This is a genomic window from Aestuariibacter salexigens DSM 15300, assembly GCF_000429145.1.
Classification (GTDB): domain Bacteria; phylum Pseudomonadota; class Gammaproteobacteria; order Enterobacterales; family Alteromonadaceae; genus Aestuariibacter; species Aestuariibacter salexigens.
This window is the reverse complement of sequence record NZ_AUBH01000004.1, coordinates 307439-325861: the sequence shown is the minus strand read 5'-3', so window position 1 is coordinate 325861 and position 18423 is coordinate 307439. Positions and strand designations below refer to the sequence as shown.

Annotated in this window: 15 protein-coding genes and 1 rRNA gene; 5 read left to right on the top strand and 11 right to left on the bottom strand. The window is 46.9% G+C overall.

What is annotated here, in order from left to right; translation table 11 throughout:
- Positions 1–36: 36 nt before the first annotated feature.
- Positions 37–152, top strand: a 5S ribosomal RNA gene (rrf, locus tag G441_RS0108810).
- Positions 153–609: 457 nt separating this feature from the next.
- On the opposite strand, the gene G441_RS0108800 is transcribed toward rrf, so the two are convergent.
- The 6 genes from G441_RS0108800 to G441_RS0108775 form a co-directional block, all read right to left on the bottom strand.
- Positions 610–1866 carry a dockerin type I domain-containing protein gene (locus tag G441_RS0108800; RefSeq protein ID WP_156896325.1) on the bottom strand — a complete coding sequence of 419 codons (1257 nt, stop codon included), beginning with the start codon at positions 1864–1866 and terminating at the stop codon, positions 610–612.
- A 55-nt stretch (positions 1867–1921) separates the two neighbouring features.
- Positions 1922–2497, bottom strand: coding sequence for a hypothetical protein (locus tag G441_RS0108795; protein WP_156896324.1), 576 nt, complete (start codon positions 2495–2497; stop codon positions 1922–1924).
- Positions 2498–2729: 232 nt separating this feature from the next.
- A complete protein-coding gene (locus G441_RS0108790; protein WP_051275446.1) occupies positions 2730–3434 on the bottom strand; it encodes a 2OG-Fe(II) oxygenase in 705 nt (234 codons plus the stop codon).
- Between the two features lie 71 nt (positions 3435–3505).
- Positions 3506–4006, bottom strand: coding sequence for a phosphoglycerate mutase family protein (locus tag G441_RS18310; RefSeq protein WP_051275445.1), 501 nt, complete (start codon positions 4004–4006; stop codon positions 3506–3508).
- The gene (locus G441_RS18305; protein ID WP_156896323.1) at positions 3996–4805 is read right to left on the bottom strand and encodes a substrate-binding periplasmic protein; all 810 of its coding nucleotides are present in this window, start codon (positions 4803–4805) and stop codon (positions 3996–3998) included. The genes G441_RS18310 and G441_RS18305 overlap by 11 nt, the downstream gene beginning before the upstream one ends.
- A gap of 21 nt (positions 4806–4826) precedes the next feature.
- Complete coding sequence (locus G441_RS0108775) at positions 4827–7214, bottom strand: DNA polymerase II (protein WP_240485108.1); 2388 nt, start codon at positions 7212–7214, stop codon at positions 4827–4829.
- Positions 7215–7343: 129 nt separating this feature from the next.
- On the opposite strand from G441_RS0108775, the gene G441_RS0108770 reads away from it, so the two are divergent.
- The 3 genes from G441_RS0108770 (at position 7344) to G441_RS0108760 (ending at position 10268) form a co-directional block, all read left to right on the top strand.
- Entirely contained in the window at positions 7344–8411 is a 1068-nt protein-coding gene (locus tag G441_RS0108770; RefSeq protein ID WP_026376007.1) for an MBL fold metallo-hydrolase, read from the top strand.
- Between the two features lie 46 nt (positions 8412–8457).
- The gene (locus tag G441_RS0108765) at positions 8458–8973 is read left to right on the top strand and encodes a RidA family protein (RefSeq protein ID WP_026376006.1); all 516 of its coding nucleotides are present in this window, start codon (positions 8458–8460) and stop codon (positions 8971–8973) included.
- A gap of 137 nt (positions 8974–9110) precedes the next feature.
- On the top strand, positions 9111–10268 hold the full coding sequence (locus tag G441_RS0108760) for an acyl-CoA dehydrogenase family protein (RefSeq protein ID WP_026376005.1): 1158 nt from the start codon (positions 9111–9113) through the stop codon (positions 10266–10268).
- A gap of 16 nt (positions 10269–10284) precedes the next feature.
- Here G441_RS0108760 and G441_RS0108755 read toward each other — a convergent pair whose 3' ends face one another.
- A complete protein-coding gene (locus G441_RS0108755; RefSeq protein ID WP_051275443.1) occupies positions 10285–11928 on the bottom strand; it encodes a methyl-accepting chemotaxis protein in 1644 nt (547 codons plus the stop codon).
- A gap of 199 nt (positions 11929–12127) precedes the next feature.
- Between G441_RS0108755 and G441_RS0108750 the strand changes: the two genes are divergently transcribed.
- Positions 12128–13420 carry an alginate export family protein gene (locus G441_RS0108750; protein WP_026376003.1) on the top strand — a complete coding sequence of 431 codons (1293 nt, stop codon included), beginning with the start codon at positions 12128–12130 and terminating at the stop codon, positions 13418–13420.
- Here the strand turns inward: G441_RS0108750 and G441_RS0108745 are convergent.
- The 4 genes from G441_RS0108745 to G441_RS0108730 form a co-directional block, all read right to left on the bottom strand.
- The gene (locus G441_RS0108745) at positions 13417–14925 is read right to left on the bottom strand and encodes a putative bifunctional diguanylate cyclase/phosphodiesterase (RefSeq protein ID WP_034474726.1); all 1509 of its coding nucleotides are present in this window, start codon (positions 14923–14925) and stop codon (positions 13417–13419) included. The two genes, G441_RS0108750 and G441_RS0108745, sit on opposite strands and share 4 nt — an antisense overlap.
- A gap of 35 nt (positions 14926–14960) precedes the next feature.
- Positions 14961–15614, bottom strand: coding sequence for an OmpW/AlkL family protein (locus G441_RS0108740; protein ID WP_026376001.1), 654 nt, complete (start codon positions 15612–15614; stop codon positions 14961–14963).
- 26 nt (positions 15615–15640) lie between these two features.
- Complete coding sequence (locus tag G441_RS0108735) at positions 15641–17215, bottom strand: methyl-accepting chemotaxis protein (protein WP_026376000.1); 1575 nt, start codon at positions 17213–17215, stop codon at positions 15641–15643.
- Positions 17216–17417: 202 nt separating this feature from the next.
- On the bottom strand, positions 17418–18422 hold the full coding sequence (locus G441_RS0108730; RefSeq protein ID WP_026375999.1) for an AraC family transcriptional regulator: 1005 nt from the start codon (positions 18420–18422) through the stop codon (positions 17418–17420).
- Position 18423 lies beyond the last annotated feature (1 nt).

Genomic DNA, 18423 nt, shown 5'->3' with positions numbered 1-18423 from the left:
TGATATCAGAATTCCAAATAGTTAAACCAGTTTATGCCTGACGGCAATAGCGACACGGTACCACCTGACTCCATTCCGAACTCAGAAGTGAAACGTGTTAGCGGCGATGGTAGTGTGGGGTTTCCCCATGTGAGAGTAGCACACCGTCAGGCTCCCATTCGAAAACAAAGAACCCAGCGAAAGCTGGGTTTTTTGTTTTTGGTTAGCAACTTACGTTGCTACCCTCATGCCAAACCAAATCCATGGATAGACAAAGAGAGAAGTGCTCTGCGTAACTTCACTTTTTTAAACCCTCCATGGTGCCTGGTTACAGCTCGGCCATCCACGGCCTCGTGTTCATCGCTTTCGGCGTGCCACTGGCACTCCTCATGCTTCTTCGAAGCACCGCTCTTCACCCCCATGTGAGAGCTGGGCCGGTCACCGGAGTACATGGGCACGCCTAGTGCGTCAGGCTCCTATTTAAATAGGAAAGCCCTTCTCGAAAGAGAGGCCCTTTTTTACGATTGGAGCTTGTTAAAAAAAGATGCCATGCCCGCATACTGTTGGCGGGCATCTTTTCCACTACAAGTGACAAAAATCAGCGCGTCTACCGTTAGAGTTCTTAATCGATTATCGACATGGTCTACCATTAGGATTCGAGTAATAGGACTCTAACATTCTCACGTCGTCACGATTTAGTATTCCATCTCCATTGAGGTCAAAGTCCATGTTTGGTGGACGTCTATTTATTTCTCTCATTAGAACAGCAAAATCCTTTCTGTCGACGCATCCATCCCCATTAATATCAATCTTTTCAATGGCTTCAACCTTTGCTTCTATAACATCTAGCGCATTATTGAGAGAAGCAATCTGTGCTTGTATCGCCGCAACTCTCGGTATCTTTAATGAGCGCAGGTTAAGGATATCTGTTTCCGCGATAGCATCGGCTATATACTTTAATTGACGCTTAAGCTCTGCAGTTCCGACAAATACTTGCCCACTATTTCCGGCTTCATAGCCACGTGATTGTGTGCTTAAGATTACATTACCCAGTAGTGTTGAGGTGGAAGTATTTCCATCACCATCGTCGAAAACTTCTGTCACATTGTTTGCCATCACTAATGACGGTAAAACACTAGGTCTAGGTTCAGGCTCAACGCACGAATATATGTAATACACTTGTCCATCGATATTTTGGATATCTATGAGTTCAACTTCTTGAAAGGGTTGTCCAATTGGAACAATGCCATTATTCGGCAATTGATCCTGGGGGATTGTAGAGAGAAATGGTGTGTCTTCAATCGATTCACAGTCATATGCTATTTCAACGCCGTTGCTTAGTATGGAATCGTTAAAGCTTGATTTTACTTGTATACCGAAATAGTGTTCGCCGCCATTAGAGGTGCTATTTGCTTCTAAATTCCAGTTTTCACCAAACTTATATGTCTCTCCCGCAAGTGATGCAACATCAGAATCGAGTAGTGTTATTCGTAGATTGTTCTCTTTAATCTTTAACGGATGCTCGAAGACTTCTTCATTTACACAATCCAACCCAATGCACATATTACCGAACCCACCGCTCTGACAGGTAAACTCACTGAATAATTTGTTTGGATCGTCAGGGTCTACACTGGTTTGGACAAAAGTTGGCTTGATGAGTTGTATTGGCTCGCCATTTGGCACTACTCCAATCGCGGCACTGGGGTCAGGAACGAGTCCCTCATCAATTAAAAATGGTAATGTTTCAGCATCGCAGTCGAAAAGTGGAATAGTTCCATCACTGGTAGAGGAAAGGATTAGGTCGTTTGGATACACAGTATCCGCGAATAGTGGCGAGTAAAGTAGTGTGCTACATAAGCCCACTAGTGCCAATGTTAATTTTTTCATAATCGGAGTCCTTTCGTTTCGCATCGAGAAGAGAGGAGATGCGAAAACGTTGAGATTAAAGGTTATCTACGCGACTAGCTAAGTCATCAACGCGCGTCGATAACGCACTTAGCTGAGCTTCTAAAGCTGAAAGCTCCGAATCTAGTCCGTTTTGTAGAGTGTTAAGTTGGCTGAGAGTGACTGCATCAGTAGGATCTGTGCCTTCTGCAACAAAGCTTACTCTTCTCTCAGAGCCTTCGCCGCCAAATGTCACTGCTCCTGCTACAAGTGTTGCTCCGATTCCTATGGCAGTGCCTCCATCCGCGGAAGCGGATAACTGGAGTGCATATTCGCCAGTGTCTACATTTTTTATTGAAAAAACACTCACGTTGGCCAGTTCATCTTCTACGGCGACAAGCCAGTCAGTGGTGGGAAAGCTCGCTGACGAGCTGGTATCTTGAAAAAGAATTGAAGGGTTGTCTGATCTTATTCGTAACGTGTCAAAGTCAAACTCTTGATCGACCAAACACGCTGGGCCGACACATAAGCTTCCATCGACAATAACGTCATCTAGTATAACCTGGTCTGCCCATAACGAATGGGTTGTAAATATTGCTGCTGTGAAAAAAACGCTTTTAATTATTTGCTTCATAGTAGGTTCCTTAGCGAAAGATCGTTTACTGTTGAAACGAGCTTCATCCTGTCCTACTGCTTGATGGACTGTGGTGAGGTAATTACAACTCATGTGGCTCAACATATCTAATGCGGCCATAGGAAATTATAGTGCAAGGTTTGGAGTTTACTCAGATCCGCTTATTGATTGTGTAAACCCATAAAAAACAAAGCGAGAGGTTTACCCCACTTTTCGCGGGGTACGCGTCGTATTATAGCGGTGCAGCTCTAAACCATCCGGTTATTGAGAAGCGTGGTTTTGGTGCGAATTGTGTGATGTATGTCACACTGTGAATATGGCTTACATCAAATAAGCTCAGTGTATTGAAGCCAGGAGACCATGCATCTCTTGGTGTGCCGTTTGCCTCATAGAATTGCAGTAAACCACCCCAGTCTGGATGCCAGTCCTGGTTAAAGCTCAACACATAGGCAACGCGTCGCTGTTCTTGTTCATTGATGTCGTTATGACGTGTGAGAAAGTTTCCTGGCACATATCGCGTTGCTTGTGCACTCGCCGATACGATGTCCTGATGGCCACTCAGTCGGCGTGCCCATTCCAGCATTGCTTCGCTGTTAAGCCATTTAATCGTGTGAGTCAGCGGGTTATCGTCGCCAGTGGTGTAAATTTTATGTCTGCCATACACATAGCCAATACCCATTGCGGCATTTTGGTTGATCTTGCGCTGTATTTCCTGGGCCTTGTCTTTGCCCCATTTATTTAATTCTTCAGTAGAAATGTTTGCGGGCTTCTGATCGAAGAAGGTTGCAATATCATATTTTGTTTTATTGGCAAGATAGTCAGATAACTGGCTTGCTTGATCCAGTGGTAGCACATTTTCCAATCTAACCCGCTTGTCCAACTTGTAGTGTGAAGCAATGTCCGCATCGACAAGTTCTGGAGATAACCTTAGTTCCATATTTGTGGGAAATTGTTTAGTTGAAGGAACGCGAAGTGTACTTGATTTAACCGCAAAAGTTTAATTGAGTGCTATTCAGGAGCAATCATCACGTGGGATTGACTGACCCCTCTTTTTTGTATTGAAAGGATAAACAGGTCTCCATATTGTGTCTCTTCAATTTTGGAGGGCGCGCCGTTAAGTTTTTTAATCAGTTCTGGTGTAGTGTTACTGTGACCGACCACTAATACATTCTCTCCAGCGTTTAACAGCATACTGGCAAATTCGTCTAACCTACGTGGGTCGTAAGACGTCACGTTAAGTCCTTTTGCGTCGGCTACTGGCTGAGCTGTGTCCTGCGTTCTTTTATACGGTGTCGAATAGACAGCATTTAGCGATTTGTCGCTGAAAAATTCGGCAAGCACGGCCGCTCGTTGTTGACCTTGTATGGTAAGGGCTGGGTTAATCTTGTCGGGCTGCTTCTCGTAATGTCTGGTCAGATAAAGTGTAAACCCTGAAGCATTTACAACGAAGGCATTAAATATCAGAAGGCAGGTTGCCAGAGTGACGACTATTGCGGATTTAGTCTTCATTTTTTTCTGCCAGATGGACGGTTGTGCCACCAAACGTTCTGGTTGCGACAGCATGCGCATCAGCAATTCCGTGCTGTTTTTTTAAGTCTGCAATAAACGTCTCGTTTGATTGCATAAAACGGTCAAGGGCAATCATTAATTCGGGGTAGCGAATGGTTGCCATATGGAATGCGACAACATCAAAAGGCAGATTAGGCGCAAGAATAATATCGTTATAGATTGGGTGCTTTGACTTTAAGTATTCGACTGTCGAATACTCCATGTCTGAGATATCAGCACGGCCGGATAAAACCAGATTTAAAGCTGCCATTGAATCCGACACCTCCAGCAGCATAGTCAGATTGCTTTCTATACGGTCTCGCCACATCACTGGTGAAAACCCGTTTGGCACGCTGACTCGTTTTACATCATCAACAACGATATCTTCGTTTCGACGTAAGACAAATGAACCGCCGAGAGCGAAGTAGACCGGTTGGCTAAACGTCTTACTCTCGAGCGGCACGATTTGGTTGTACCACTTGGGGTTGTCAGGAAAAACGACATCTACATTACCGTTTATCAGCTCGGTCTGGAGTCTTTTGATAGGTAAGGAAACGTAATCAAACGTAATGCCCTCATGTTTCGCAAAGGCTTCAAGGAACGACCAGGCAAACCCTTTTTTTACGTCACTGTCGAAATCATAGTGAGGGTAATACTTGATGTTATGTGAACCGATGATGAAAGACGTTTTCTCTTGTGCGCTAACCACACATGTCAGTGAGATAGCCATCAATATCATCAGTTTGCGAACGAGTGGCACTTAAAAACCTTGTCCAGTCAGTTATTGCTCAAACAGTAACATTTGTTGGTCGCAAAGTGCATCAAAATTAACATTTAGATAACCTAAAATGCTATCCGCAATTGGCCTCAGCTGCTTTTCCACATAGTGCTCATAATCTATATTGCTTGATCTATGACTGACTGGCTCGGGGCCGTTTACTGTGATGACATATTTTACAGTAGGTGATCCTAACTGCTGTTCAAATGCACTGTCATGTTGAAACGAAGCGGCTATTTTGGCTGCTTTGACGTGCGGAGGGACGGTTTTCGTGTATTCTTGCACTGGTTTTCTGAGACGCTTTGTATACACAAGTTTGTCGTCAAAATACCCAGTTCGGGTTTGTTCAACCATGTCTTTCACGTACTGCTCCACGGCTTCATCATTGAACACCCTGCGATACAGCTCATACTGAAATTCTTTGGCTAACTGGGTCCAGTCAGAACGCACATTTTCGAGTCCCTTAAAGACCATGTCAGTGCCGTTATCAGTTTTAATCAATCCGGCGTAACGCTTTTTACTGCCTTGCTCTGAACCGCGAATCGTCGGCATAAAAAAGCGGTTAAAATGAGTTTCAAATTCAATCTCAAGATGGCTTTGTAAATTGAAATTCGTTTTAAGCCACTGCTGCCATTTTTGATTAATTGTGTGTTGTATGCTCTGTCCTATTTCCCTGGCTTGTTGTTCATTAGTAACGTTTTTTAGCCACACAAAGGTTGAATCTGTGTCGCCATAAATCACATCAAAACCTAGTTCTTCAATCCACTGTGCTGTGGTTTGCATGATCTGATGCCCACGCATAGTAATGGAACTCGCCAATTGGGTGCTATAGAGCGGGCAGCCGCCTGAGCCCAATACGCCGTAGAACGAATTCATAATGATTTTAATGGCTTGTGATAAAGCTGCATTTTTCTGCGCCTTAGCAATATCACGCTGCTGCCATAAGGTTGTAATAATGTCTGGTAAAAAATGCTGTGTGCGTGAGAAGACCGCGCCTTTGAAACCTGGAATGGGGTCTTCTTCATATTCGCCAAGTGCCATTCCCAAAGGGTCGACCTTAAATGTGCGAATGATAGACGGATACAGGCTTTTAAAATCGAGGATCAAAACATGTTCATACAGGCCTGGCTTTGAACTCATGACATAGCCGCCGGGGCTGGCCAGTCCACCATCGTCTGGGCGATTGGGAGAAATAAATCCTGCCCGATGCAGTTTGGGCAAATACAAATTTAAAAATGCGGCGACAGAGCCTCCCGGGCGTCCCAACTCTAGACCCGTTAAGGTCGCCCTTAGAACAAGGTATTCAATCAGGTTTACCTTGCTGAAAATCTTCTCGACCAAGATGCAGTCTTGAATGTTGTAACGCGCCAATGCTTCTTTATCATCGGCAAACATGCGCTTTATCTGGTGCAATCGATCCTGAGGGTTATCGATTGCTTTGGATTCTCCAAGCAGCTCACCGGCTACAACATTGAGGGAAAAGCTTTCGAACGCATAGGTCATGCTTTTAAGCGCTTCAATCCCACAAATAACGGCACGTCCCGGCAAAGAAATAAACGTACTATTACCGTCTGACCTGACGTGTAGCGACGTCCCGTCGCGACCTATTGACAGTTTCAGATTGTGCAGAGAGGCTCGTTCATGTAGGACCCTCATATCAAATTGTTTGACATTCCAGCCGATCAGCAGGTCTGGATCGTGCTCACACACATATTGAGAAAACTTCTCAAGCAGTTGCTTTTCGCTGCTACACCAACGCAGGGCAAAGTGGTCCTGCTGTTGGGCGTCAGACTGTGTGTGATTGTTGTCCAGCATAAAGACAACGCACTGGTCCTTATATGTGCACCCTATGGAATACAAGCTGCCCGTTTCATCACATTCAATATCTATCGATAGATACGACAAGTCGGGGGTAAAAGAAGCGGGTTTTATCCTTGCTATCAGATTACCGTTAGTATCAATCCTGCCGGCGTGATACGCCACGCCACCGTAGACAAACCTCTCCATAAGATAGCGGTCGGCCAGTTTGATATCCGCTTCAAACAGCGTAATACCAGCCACTCTGGCAGTTTGCTTGAGTCTGCGAAAATGCCGGTCATTAGGTGTTTTGACCGTCAGTGCCCTTTGGTGAGAAAGGGTTTTTAGACGATTATCGACAAGTGTACATTGCACACCATTTTTCTGAGCTGCGTTTCGCAGTGCGGCAGCATCATCATCACAGACAAACGTAACGTGCTCCTGTGGCTCACTTAAAATACGTATTGGTCCCTCTGGAGTGGCGAGCCACAATTCAACCACCAGGCCACCGGCATATTCAAAGTGCCTGCGTGTTAAAACGAAGCCTTGTCCACTGATATGGGTGGTAAGCTTGGTGTTAGAATCAATGTTCAAAAGGGGCCCTGTGAGCTGGTTTTACTGCGCTATTCATACCGCCAATATAAGATCATCAATCATATCGTGTTGTATTACCCGGGCAAAAGCTTTAGAACACCGTTAGGTAATGTTCAAAGGGGTGTCACCTTGCTCGAATATCCAGAATATGACGTACCCAAGGAAGGAGAGCTCACCAAGATCGCAGACGGCGTATTTTGGCTTCGTATGCCGTTGCCATTCGAATTAAACCATATCAATTTGTATTTGCTTGAAGACAATAATGGTTTTTTCATTGTCGATACGGGTATAGGCGGACGCCGTACGGCAGAGATCTGGTCAACGATTATCGACAGGTTAAATAAGCCGATTACTGGTGTCATTGTCACACATATGCACCCTGATCATATTGGTCAGGCCGGTGCGCTCTGTGAAGCATGGAAAGTGCCGCTATATATGACCGCTGGCGAATACTTTGCAGCCAGAACTTTCAGGGCAGGCGCCCAGGGCGCGACCAACAGACCAGATATCGAACATTATCGCAGTCTTGGACTGGGAGAAGACTTTCTCGCTAACCTGAGCAAAGGGGGCGGTGGTTATTCAAGCTCGGTTGAGCCCATTCCGGTAGCCTTCACCCGCCTTTATGAGGGTAGGGTGTTGACCATTGGTGAACGCGAGTGGCAGGTGATGATTGGACGAGGACACTCACCAGAGCATGCCTGCCTGTATTGCGCTGAATTAGGCATCCTGCTCTCCGGTGACCATATTTTGCCAGCAATCAGCCCTAATATTGGGGTGTATTCTACAGAGCCAACGGCTAATCCGCTGGCTGATTATCTGACCACACTGGTGCCATTTAAATCATTACCCAAGGATACGCTGGGGTGCCCGGCACATGGATTGCCGTTTACAGGCATTAGTACACGCATTGACAAACTCACAGCGCACCATCATCAGCACCTGCTGGAGCTGCAATTTGCCTGTCAAACACCGTTATCAGCGAAAGACTGTTTGCCAGTGTTGTTCAAACGTGAATTGAGCGGTAACCATCTTTTCTTTGCACTGGCCGAGAGTCTCTCTCATCTGAATTACCTTATGTATGAGGGCAAACTCGAGCGCAACACAGATAGTGACGGCGTATATCGTTTTCGCACCGTAGGCGAGGTGACAGAGCCAGTAGGCGATGATGACGAAGCAGACCAGTTTATGCAGGTTTAGTGACTACACTGAACACAGGTTAACCAGTTTATATTCAGGAGCAATTATGCTGCGCCGTTTTTGTTTGTTAATTATTACATTGTCATTATCTTCCCTGCTTTGGGCATCTCCTGAGCAGGCCGTCAAATCCCTTGGTATCAAACTAAAAGATAAAGGCAAACCGGGAGCAAACTATATCTACGCAGTCCAGAACGGTAATCTGTTGTTTCTGGCTGGGCATATTTCCGTTGATGCCGACGGTAATGTGATCAAAGGCAAATTGGGCGATGACATGACCACAGCGCAGGGCGCACATGCTGCGCGCATGGCGGGTATCTCCATTCTCTCTACGATACGCCAGCAGCTCGGCTCGCTGGATAGAGTCGACAGGCTGGTCAAGGTCACGGGCATGGTTAATGCAACTGCTGATTACACCGAGCATTCATCCGTTATTAATGGCTTTTCTGATCTGATGGTCGAGGTATTTGGTGAAAAGGGCCGACACGCGCGTTCGGCAGTGGGAATGAGTTCATTACCGGTTGGCGCGGCGGTTGAGATAGAAGTGATTTTGCAGATAAAGTAGTAAAAATCTCACGTCTACATCCCATACATCAGGTCAATAATTGTGAATCAAAGATTTGAATTGGACTGAAAAGCGACTCTGGTGCGTACTAGTTAGTCAGAGAATTGCATGACATCGATTTATGCCCCGGGGGTACCATGACTACAGATAACGTCTACGCATCGAAAGAAGAAATGACCATGTTTCGCGACATGGTTCTGCGTTTTCTAGAGCAGGAGATTTTGCCACACGTTGATAAATGGGAAGCTGACCATCACATGCCTCGTGAAGTCTGGAACACTTTGGGTGAGGCGGGGATGTTGCTGGTTGATATGCCCGGAGAATACGGCACGGCAGAAGCCACGTTTGACGTATGTCAGATGATTCAGGAAGAGATGTGTCGTCTCGGTCTGCACAGTCTGGCAACTGGTTATAACATTCACGCCAATATCGTTGCGCCTTACATCCTGAATATCGGTACCGATGAACAAAAGCAGCAGTGGCTGCCCAAAATGGCCAGTGGTGACGTGTTGACTGCGCTGGCGATGACAGAGCCTGACGCCGGCAGTGACGTGGCTGGTATGAAGACAACTGCGGTCAAAGACGGTGATGAGTATGTGATAAACGGCTCTAAAGTGTTTATTACCAACGGCAATCAGGCCGATATGATCATTGTCTGCGCGAAGACCGATGCGAAAGCCGGTGCTAAGGGCATTTCTCTGTTTTTAGTGGATACCTCACTGCCGGGTTTCTCGACAGGAAAGCCTATACACAAGATTGGTCAGCATAGCAGTGATACGGGCGAGCTATTCTTCAACGATCTTCGTGTCCCTGCCAATGCATTGCTAGGCGAAGAAGGCAAAGGTTTTGTGTATCTGATGCAGGAGTTGCCACGTGAGCGTCTGGGCTGCGCTGTACAGGCAATCGGCCATGCGCAGGGTGCGCTGGATCTCACCATCGACTATGTTACACAGCGTAAAGCGTTTGGACAGACGGTAAGTCAGTTCCAGAACACCCGCTTTAAGCTGGCTGAATGTCAGACAGAGCTGGAAATGTGCCGCGCACTGATGGAAAAGCACATGGATAAATTCAGCCGTGGTGAGATGACCGTTACCGACGCTGCTATGCTCAAATTAGCTGCCACTGAAATGCAGCTGAAGATGGTAAACGAGTGTTTGCAGCTATTCGGTGGCTATGGCTATACAGACGAGTATCCGATTTCTCGTTTCTATCGCGATGCACGGGTGCAAACCATCTATGCAGGCAGCTCTGAAATTATGAAAGAAGTGATTGCGCGAGGTATGTTAGGGCGCTAGCTAGCGCCCTTAACTGTCATACCGAAAAACGATCAACGTTTTGTTTGATATTCACAGAAACGTCGTTGATATGTTTGCTTGCCTGTCCCGCATCTTTCACTGCTTTGACGGCCTCTTGACTAAGCCCATTCAGTGACGAAATGTTTTCGTCCACATTATTCACCACCGTACTTTGTTGTTCTGTTGCCGACGCAATCTGAAAAATTCGGTCGTTAGCACTGTGAATGGAGCTTGATACTTCCTGCAGGGCGTTGGCGACTTCTGTGGAAATAGCGATGACCTCATCCATCTGACTGGCGCCGCTATTAATGGCCTCAACCGCTTGCGACACGCCATTTTCGAGGTTGCTCACCATTTTGTTGATATCTTCCGTGGCCTGCTGAGTGCGGCTTGCCAATGTGCGCACCTCATCTGCAACTACGGCAAATCCACGTCCCTGTTCACCGGCGCGGGCCGCCTCTATGGCGGCATTAAGCGCCAGAAGATTGGTTTGCTCAGCAATGTCTCGAATCACATTCAACAAAGAGGTAATGTTTTTCGACTCGGTTGCAAGCTTCTGGATCACGCCAGATGCACGACTAATGGTATCTGACATGCCCGTAATGCTTGAGGCAGAACGCTCCACTGCGCTTTTAGACGACGCGCTTGCCAGATTTGCCGCTTCCGTTTCTCGCTGCGCATCCTGCGAGTTATTAGCGACTTCCTGTAATGCATGACTCAACTGGTTCACAGCGGTAGCAATTTGGTCGAGATTGTTGCTCTGCTGGGTAGAGACTTTTTCAGATAATTGCGCAGACTGGTTTAATGCGCTTACTGCATCAGCAAGGGTCGCAGTGTCCTTTTTAATCACGGATATCATCTGCTGCAATTTATCCAGCAGTGCATTGAAGGCTTTAGCAACCTCGGTGATCTCATCATCTCCACTGATGCTCAGACGGCTGCGTAAATCACCGTCGCCATCGCTCAGCTCCTTAAGCATATTGGTGAGGCGTCGAAGTCGCCTGGTAACCAGCCGCGGACTTAAAACAATGCTGCCCACACAAGCGGAGAGTGCAAGCAGAATGGCCAGGGTTAGATACCATAGCTGTGTGTCACTGGAATCAAGACTATTTTGTGTCAGGTCATCAGACTGGTTTTTAACTGATTCACCAACCCTGTCATAGTGCCCTCGTAGGTTTTCAAAGGTACTTGCGCCTTGACTGTTGTAGCGGCTTACCGCCTGTTGCACATCACCGCCGTCTGCAAGCTCAATCGTTGTGTCTACTATACCTTTCCAGCTTTGCAGATCCTGATTAAACTTGCGTACATCCAGTGGACTACCGGATGTTTTTTCTAGCAGTGCGCGGGCCTGATTCATCCTGTCTTCGGCCTGCTGTACATTTTCCTCATAGCTGGCAAGGTGTTGTCTCGGATTGCCAAGACTTAGTGCGTGCGCAAGTAAAAAGTCCTGTATCGCAGTATGGGCCTGATAGAGGTCGCGATCGGCGTTTAGCACCAGGCTGACAGACTCGGTGTAAGTGAAGGACAGCAGTTTGGTGTTGCTACTAAGATAATTACTGTTTACGACACTTAAGACACTGACAATAAGTACCAAAAGCGCAATAAACGACAACGGAATTGCAAATTTTTGTCTTATCGATAGGTTTTCTATATTCAACATGCCCCAGCCTTCTTACAAAATTGAATTGCATTAAGTGAAAAACGTGCAGACACCGCATACTCATAAACTATAGGCAATAAAAAATTATTGATGGGAATTTTTTGCCATTTGCAGGAAGGGCAAAATTTTATCGATAGTCTACACTCCGAAGTAGCGCACTTATTGCTTCTTGATTCAAATAAAAAAGAGGGCTTGGTAAATGTCTTGGAATTTGCTTTGTAAGTGTTTGTTGCTTGCCGCTGTGTCAGTGATATCCGCATTTCAATTTAATGCCAAGGCGGCCAGTCCTGAATTCGACTGGAGCGGCTCGTGGCGACTCAGGTTCGAGTCGCTCAACCGGCCAATCTTCCCCGTCGCACCGGGGACGCGCAATCAACATAATCAACGACTGTCCTCAGTGCTGTTTGTGAAAGGGCAGGTGACGATGGATAACTGGAATTTTACGCTGGAAATGCAGGACGCCAGAGCCTGGCTGGATAACGATGACCCTACGCTGACGTCCTCCCAGATTAACACCTTCGAACCGGTGAATTTGTTTGTCAGATATTCACCCCAAGACAGTGTTTTAAAATCCGTCACTGTCGGACGGGTAGCGCTTGATCATGGCTCACGCCGACTGCTTGCTAAAGCGGTGTATCGCAATGCTATCAATAGCTTCCAGGGCATTATGGCGGACTGGCAGTCCGATGATGTGCAGATACGAACGTTTTATTTGCAGCCACTCAGCAGGCTACCCACCGATCGCGCACTGATTGACAATAATGAGCGCGCGTTTGATAAGGGGTTTAGCGAAAGGCGTATCTTTGGTGTCTATGCCAATACGGTAGATAACATGTGGCGTGTCCACAGTTACTGGCTAAAAGAAGATGATGCACCGGGTTTAGCAACCCGCAATCGCAACATCTTTACCATGGGTTTCGAGTACACTGACACGATTATGGAAGATTGGTTGGCGAACATTGAAATGATTGGCCAGCAGGGCAGAGCAAGGCAAACAACCAGTGCCTCGGATACTGAAGATCTTGACCAGCGTGGCTGGTTAATACACGGTTCATTAGGCCAACAAATTCTTGGGCACACCGTGCTGCGGGCGGAGATTGACCTTGTCAGCGGCGATAATGACGCAAGCGATGATACGATCAGAAACTTCGATCACCTCTACGGCGTGCGCCGCTTTGACTATGGACCTACCGATGTTTATCAGGCGTTGCCACGTCGCAATTTTGTGGCAGTCGGTGCCAGAAGCGTCAGTAAGTTCACGCCAAAACATAATCTGATGCTGAGTTATAAATCCTTTTGGTACCAGAAGCGCCCAGACGGCATAGATAATTTCATTGGTAATCAGGTTGAAGCAAGACTGCGATGGCAGGCAACCAAAGCAGTCAGGCTTGAATTAGGTGGAGCGGTGTTATTTAAAGGCGAAGGTTTTGAGCGTGGAGCCTATCCTGATGATTCTTTGTACGGTTACACAGCACTGAAATATACGTTTTAATATACCGCCTGTACTGTTTTAAGGTCGGCGAATAGCTCCTCGCGCAGATTATCAATGGTCATTGGGCGCGCCAGTAAATATCCTTGCGCCTGATGACAACCCAATTGTCGAAGCTGGTTTAACTGAGTGTTTGTCTCAATGCCTTCGGCAACGACGGAGATGTCAAAGCTGTGCGCCATGCCGATAATTGCATTAATGATGGTTTCAGAACGAGAATCCTCACCCAGCCCGGCAACAAAACTGCGGTCAATCTTGATTTCATCAACGGTTAGGTCCTTAAGCATGGCAAGTGACGTGTAGCCAGTACCAAAATCATCGATTGAAAAAGACAACCCCGCGCGCTGAAGATCTGAAATTACCGACATGCTTTGCTGCATATTTTCCAGTGTTGCCGTTTCAGTAATTTCAATACGTACGTAAGGTGCCAGGTTTGGGTACTGCTCAATAATTCTCACTAAGTCACGCATTTCTTCGGCATCGTTGAACTCGCCAGCAGAGACATTGATCGACACGTGCTCAATGTGGCTGCCGAGTTCGCTGATATTGCCTAGCTCTCGAGCGGCTTTTTTCACAACCAGTTTGGTTAACGCATGAATAAGACCGTTTTGCTCTGCAAGTGGAATAAATACGTTAGGTGCAATAAACCCATGAATTTTGTCATTCCACCTGACCAGCACTTCAAGCCCAGTCACTTTAAGGTTTTGTAAATCGTATTTTGGCTGATAAACCAGACTCAGCTCATCATGTTGTATGGCGTGACGAAGCGCAGTAACGATTTGCCGATGTCGCAGCGCCTGCTCAGATAGAGACTTGTCATGAAACTGGATCATATCTGTATGCTGTTTGGCGATAGTTAATGCTTCAATAGCAGAGTGCATCAACTCGTCTGCAGTGATGCCATCATCAGGGCAAATTGCGATGCCGATACAGCACGTGGCGTCAACGCCATGTCGGTGGGCGCAGGCGTAATAGGCATTCTGTATATCGACGACATGAAATTTCAGGTCGATAGATTCATCCAGCACGGCGAATGACGCAAAGCGATCGGCTTGTATGCGAGATACAGATGAGCCTTGCAACGTCGCCTTAGAAAGTTCGTGAGCAAGCTCTTTCAGAAAGGCATTCGCCGCTTCAAAACCGATCTTTTTATTCACCGATTGAAAGTCATCAATATCCAGATAACCCATAACGACTCTTTCGGTCGGTTTACGCCGTGCCATGGTAGTGCGCAAAGCATGTACAAATACGTTGAGGCTGATCAGTCCAGTCAGGCTATCCATATCGTTGGCGCGCTCTACCTGACGATGATAGTTGAGTACCAGAGCCATAAGCAGTACCGATGTAACGAGAATAAACGCCAACCCTTTATAGGTCTGTGCCAGCATGCGCGTTGATTCAGTGTCAAATACGGTAAGAATGACCGCATCAGACAGCACAATCCACAGGGCAGCGAATATCCCATAGTAAAAAGAGATTTTCAGCGCGGAAGATACATGCAATTTCATAGACCTGCTCCAGGTTTGCACTAATAAAGGGTGAATTAAAACTTGTAACCGACTGACAATGTGACGATGTCAGGGTTTACATCCACACTGATTTCACGCGTAATGCTGCTACCATCTGCGTGAGTTGTCGTGATAGCAGCGTCGGCCGTAATGCCGTAACGCGCGTAGTTCACATCAATCAACCAACGATCATTAAGATGGAGGGTCACGCCTGCTTTGAGTGTCAGACCGATATCATCCTCAATGTCGGCGCTACTGCTCTCGCCCATGAAATCTTCGGTGTAGTTGTCATACACCTCAGGGTCGACAAACTTGGTGTAAACCACGCCAGCACCTGCATATAGCGTTGTGCTGTTATTCAGGGAGTAGTTGTAGATTCCCATGACCGCAGGATAAAGGGCTTTTGATTCCCCTACTTCTTCGCCAAGCGCTTCCAGCTTTACGGTCGGTGGCAGGCCACCAGCCAGATTAATTGACCAGTTTGGCGTAAGGGCGTAGTCGTAGTTCATGGCAATCACGCCATGGTCTTTGGCACCGCCTGTAATCGGCACCGGGGCGTTAGTCAGCAAGCTGGATGAGTTGTTGTACATGGCGTAGGCGTAGCCCAACTTCAATGTATGCTTTGTGTCAGCAGCAAACGCTGCGCTGCTCAATAGACTCAACGCTGCAATAGTAGTGATGTATTTCATAATAGACTCCGGTTTAAGTTTGTTCGTTACACTGAAAATTTATTGATGATGGTTTGCAGGTTTTTGGCAAGCTCGTCGATGCTGGCGATTTCAGCATTAACCTTCTCGGTCTCGCGTTCGTTCTCTGACGCCAATTCACTGATGCGAACCACATTTTTGTTCACGTCTTCTGCGACCATACTTTGCTCACTGGCATTGGTTGCCACGGTATGGTTCATGTCAGAAATCGCCGTAATGTTTGATAAAATGGTGGCTACCGACTGGTCGATTTCAGAGATAGACTCCACGCTTTTTTCTACTGCACTGTGGCTTTGTTCAATCTTGCGTGTGGTGTGTTCAGACAGCTGTTGTAGCTCTTCAATAACGCCCACAATTTCCTGAGTTGACTCGCCGGTGCGGTTAGCCAAGTTGCGCACTTCGTCTGCAACCACTGCAAAACCTCTGCCTTGTTCGCCCGCACGAGCAGCCTCAATCGCTGCATTTAAGGCAAGCAGGTTAGTCTGCTCAGCGATGTTTTGGATAACATCAACCACAGACGAAATGTTCAGTGTGCGCTCTTTCAGGCGTGTCATCTGGTCGGTCACTTCACTGGTCATTTCAGATAAGCTGCGTGTGTCTTCAACCGCCACAGCAATCAGGTTTTTGGCAGAATCTGCCTGGCTTTTGGCCTCGTTGGCTTGTCCAGCTGTGGTCTCTGCGTTCCTGGATACCTCTGTTGCTGTTTGCGACATTTCAGTCATTGCCGTCGCCAATAAATGGGTTTCTGAGGTTGTCTGACGTGAACTATCCAGGAATACCTCACCTGTCTGACGGAACTGCGTGCTCAGGCCCCCAAGTTGAGTCACCACACCTGCCAGCTCCAGTACCGTAGTTTTCAGGTTCTGTGTAAGGGTATTGAAGTGGCCGGCAAGCTCAGATAATTCATCATTTTTACTGTCATCGGCGCGCACATTCAGGTTACCGTCACTGACCTGCTTAAATGAATCAATAAGCTTATGGATGCCGGTATCCAGAGTGCGGAACAGCCACCAGCCAAAACCAGCCGAGATGAAGAGGGCAACCACCGCGATAATGGCGATGAGCATCACAATAAATGACATGCCTTCTTTAATAAGCCCCGTGGTTTCTTCCACCAGATACTTAACCACGACGGTAGCGGTCTGGTCAGCCTGGTCATAGTTTCTGTTAAGCGCTTCAAAGGCTGATGACGGCGCACCTTCCAGAGTTTCTATTTGTGCCTGTCGTACGATAGCCAGCATTTTATCTGCTACTTCACGGGCACCATTGGACAGCGTGGTGTCCCCATAGAAAGGGCTGTCAGGCGGCGTAGTAGAACCATTGCCGAAAGCGACTAGGCGTTTTTCAAGCTGTGGTGCCAGGGTGCGAATAGTTGCGGCGTCCTGCTGGTAGACGGCAAGCTTTACCAGCAGCACATCCTGTTTCAACCTCTGAAAAACCTGTAGGCCAGGAACCAGTTCTTTAGGATAATAGTCCGATACTTCAGCAATCTTATTCATGCCCCAATAGCTAGCGATGGATGCCGCGAGCATGAGTGAAAGCATGACCGAAATAACTAAAACCAACTGCGTTTTGATTTTCATGTTGTGTATTCCTATGTAACACCTGCATCAACCCTGGGCAGATTGAAAGCTACTGCTGGGTCGTTCTTAAGGTGTGCAAAGAATAGCCGGATTGAACAACCCAAAGCTTGACTAAAAGCGACACTAGCTTGACATTTTGCGACAGTTTGTCGAATGGATGGTGTCAGACAGGTTTAAGGGGAGAAACGTCTGTAGAACGTATTTACGATATGTATGAGGCTGTGTATTGGCTGGGGGGGATACCTGTCCAGCGTTTGAAACTGCGGCTGAAAGCAGAAAAGTCTGAATAGCCCAGATTTAGAGCCAGTTGCATCATGGTCGATGAACGTTGATCCAGACTGCGTAAGGCAATTTCCTTACGTGTTTCTTCCAACAACTTACGAAATGTACACCCTTGTTTCGCTAAAAGGCGTTCGATTTTTTTGGGATGCAGGCCAAGGCTCGCGGCAATCGTCTCCTTACTGCAATCGCCGGTTGGTAATAACACGTTGATCGCGTGTTTTACCAGTTGTCTATGATCGATGTTTTTTATTCGCCGCTCGTGAAACTGCTTTTCCATAATGGTATCGAGCAAGTTGTCTGCAGTCACCGGTTTGCGCTGTAGAAAAGCTGCATCAAATACCAAGCTATCACGTGGAAACTCGCACATAATGTCGCAGCCAAATATGAATCCGAGCTGCTTACGGTCTTTTTCCTTTAAGGATTGACTTAAGCAAACTTTTGCCAGTTTCCAATCCTTGCCAACCATATCGCCAATCATTTCACTTACCAGGCCAAGACTAAGTTGCACCAATTGTGGATATTGCTGCTTATTATTGACTTTCATATCCAGCGTCAGTTCGCAAAGGTCTTCTGTGACCAGCTGTGTCTCCAGGCTCACGCCGTGAGCATGCATATCAGAAAAGCGCTGTGCACTTTGCAATGCGTCGGCGACAGTGTCCTGTTGCGCCATATATGCACCAATAAGACCAACAGACGACAATCCCTGAAAACGGCTGAGGCGGGTACCAAACAGAGGTTGCTTAAGTTGGGTGGCGGTAAGCTCCAATACTTCCCCAAGCGAATCATAGGGGATCATTAAATCAGGATCGTTTAACTGTGAGGCAATTATGTTTACACGTTCCAGGATGCCGTATGGTGATACGCCAAGCTGATTGAGGCATTCGACATATCCATCAAGCGCGCCTATTCGAACGTAATAATGCACG

Excerpts from the sequence above, each read along its gene's own strand:
- G441_RS0108800 (WP_156896325.1), bottom strand. The coding sequence starts at position 1,866 with ATGAAAAAATTAACATTGGCACTAGTGGGCTTATGTAGCACACTACTT.
- G441_RS0108795 (WP_156896324.1), bottom strand. The coding sequence starts at position 2,497 with ATGAAGCAAATAATTAAAAGCGTTTTTTTCACAGCAGCAATATTTACA.
- G441_RS0108790 (WP_051275446.1), bottom strand. The coding sequence starts at position 3,434 with ATGGAACTAAGGTTATCTCCAGAACTTGTCGATGCGGACATTGCTTCA.
- G441_RS18310 (WP_051275445.1), bottom strand. The coding sequence starts at position 4,006 with ATGAAGACTAAATCCGCAATAGTCGTCACTCTGGCAACCTGCCTTCTG.
- G441_RS0108765 (WP_026376006.1), top strand. The coding sequence starts at position 8,458 with ATGCTGCGCCGTTTTTGTTTGTTAATTATTACATTGTCATTATCTTCC.
- G441_RS0108760 (WP_026376005.1), top strand. The coding sequence starts at position 9,111 with ATGACTACAGATAACGTCTACGCATCGAAAGAAGAAATGACCATGTTT.
- G441_RS0108755 (WP_051275443.1), bottom strand. The coding sequence starts at position 11,928 with ATGTTGAATATAGAAAACCTATCGATAAGACAAAAATTTGCAATTCCG.
- G441_RS0108750 (WP_026376003.1), top strand. The coding sequence starts at position 12,128 with ATGTCTTGGAATTTGCTTTGTAAGTGTTTGTTGCTTGCCGCTGTGTCA.
- G441_RS0108745 (WP_034474726.1), bottom strand. The coding sequence starts at position 14,925 with ATGAAATTGCATGTATCTTCCGCGCTGAAAATCTCTTTTTACTATGGG.
- G441_RS0108740 (WP_026376001.1), bottom strand. The coding sequence starts at position 15,614 with ATGAAATACATCACTACTATTGCAGCGTTGAGTCTATTGAGCAGCGCA.
- G441_RS0108735 (WP_026376000.1), bottom strand. The coding sequence starts at position 17,215 with ATGAAAATCAAAACGCAGTTGGTTTTAGTTATTTCGGTCATGCTTTCA.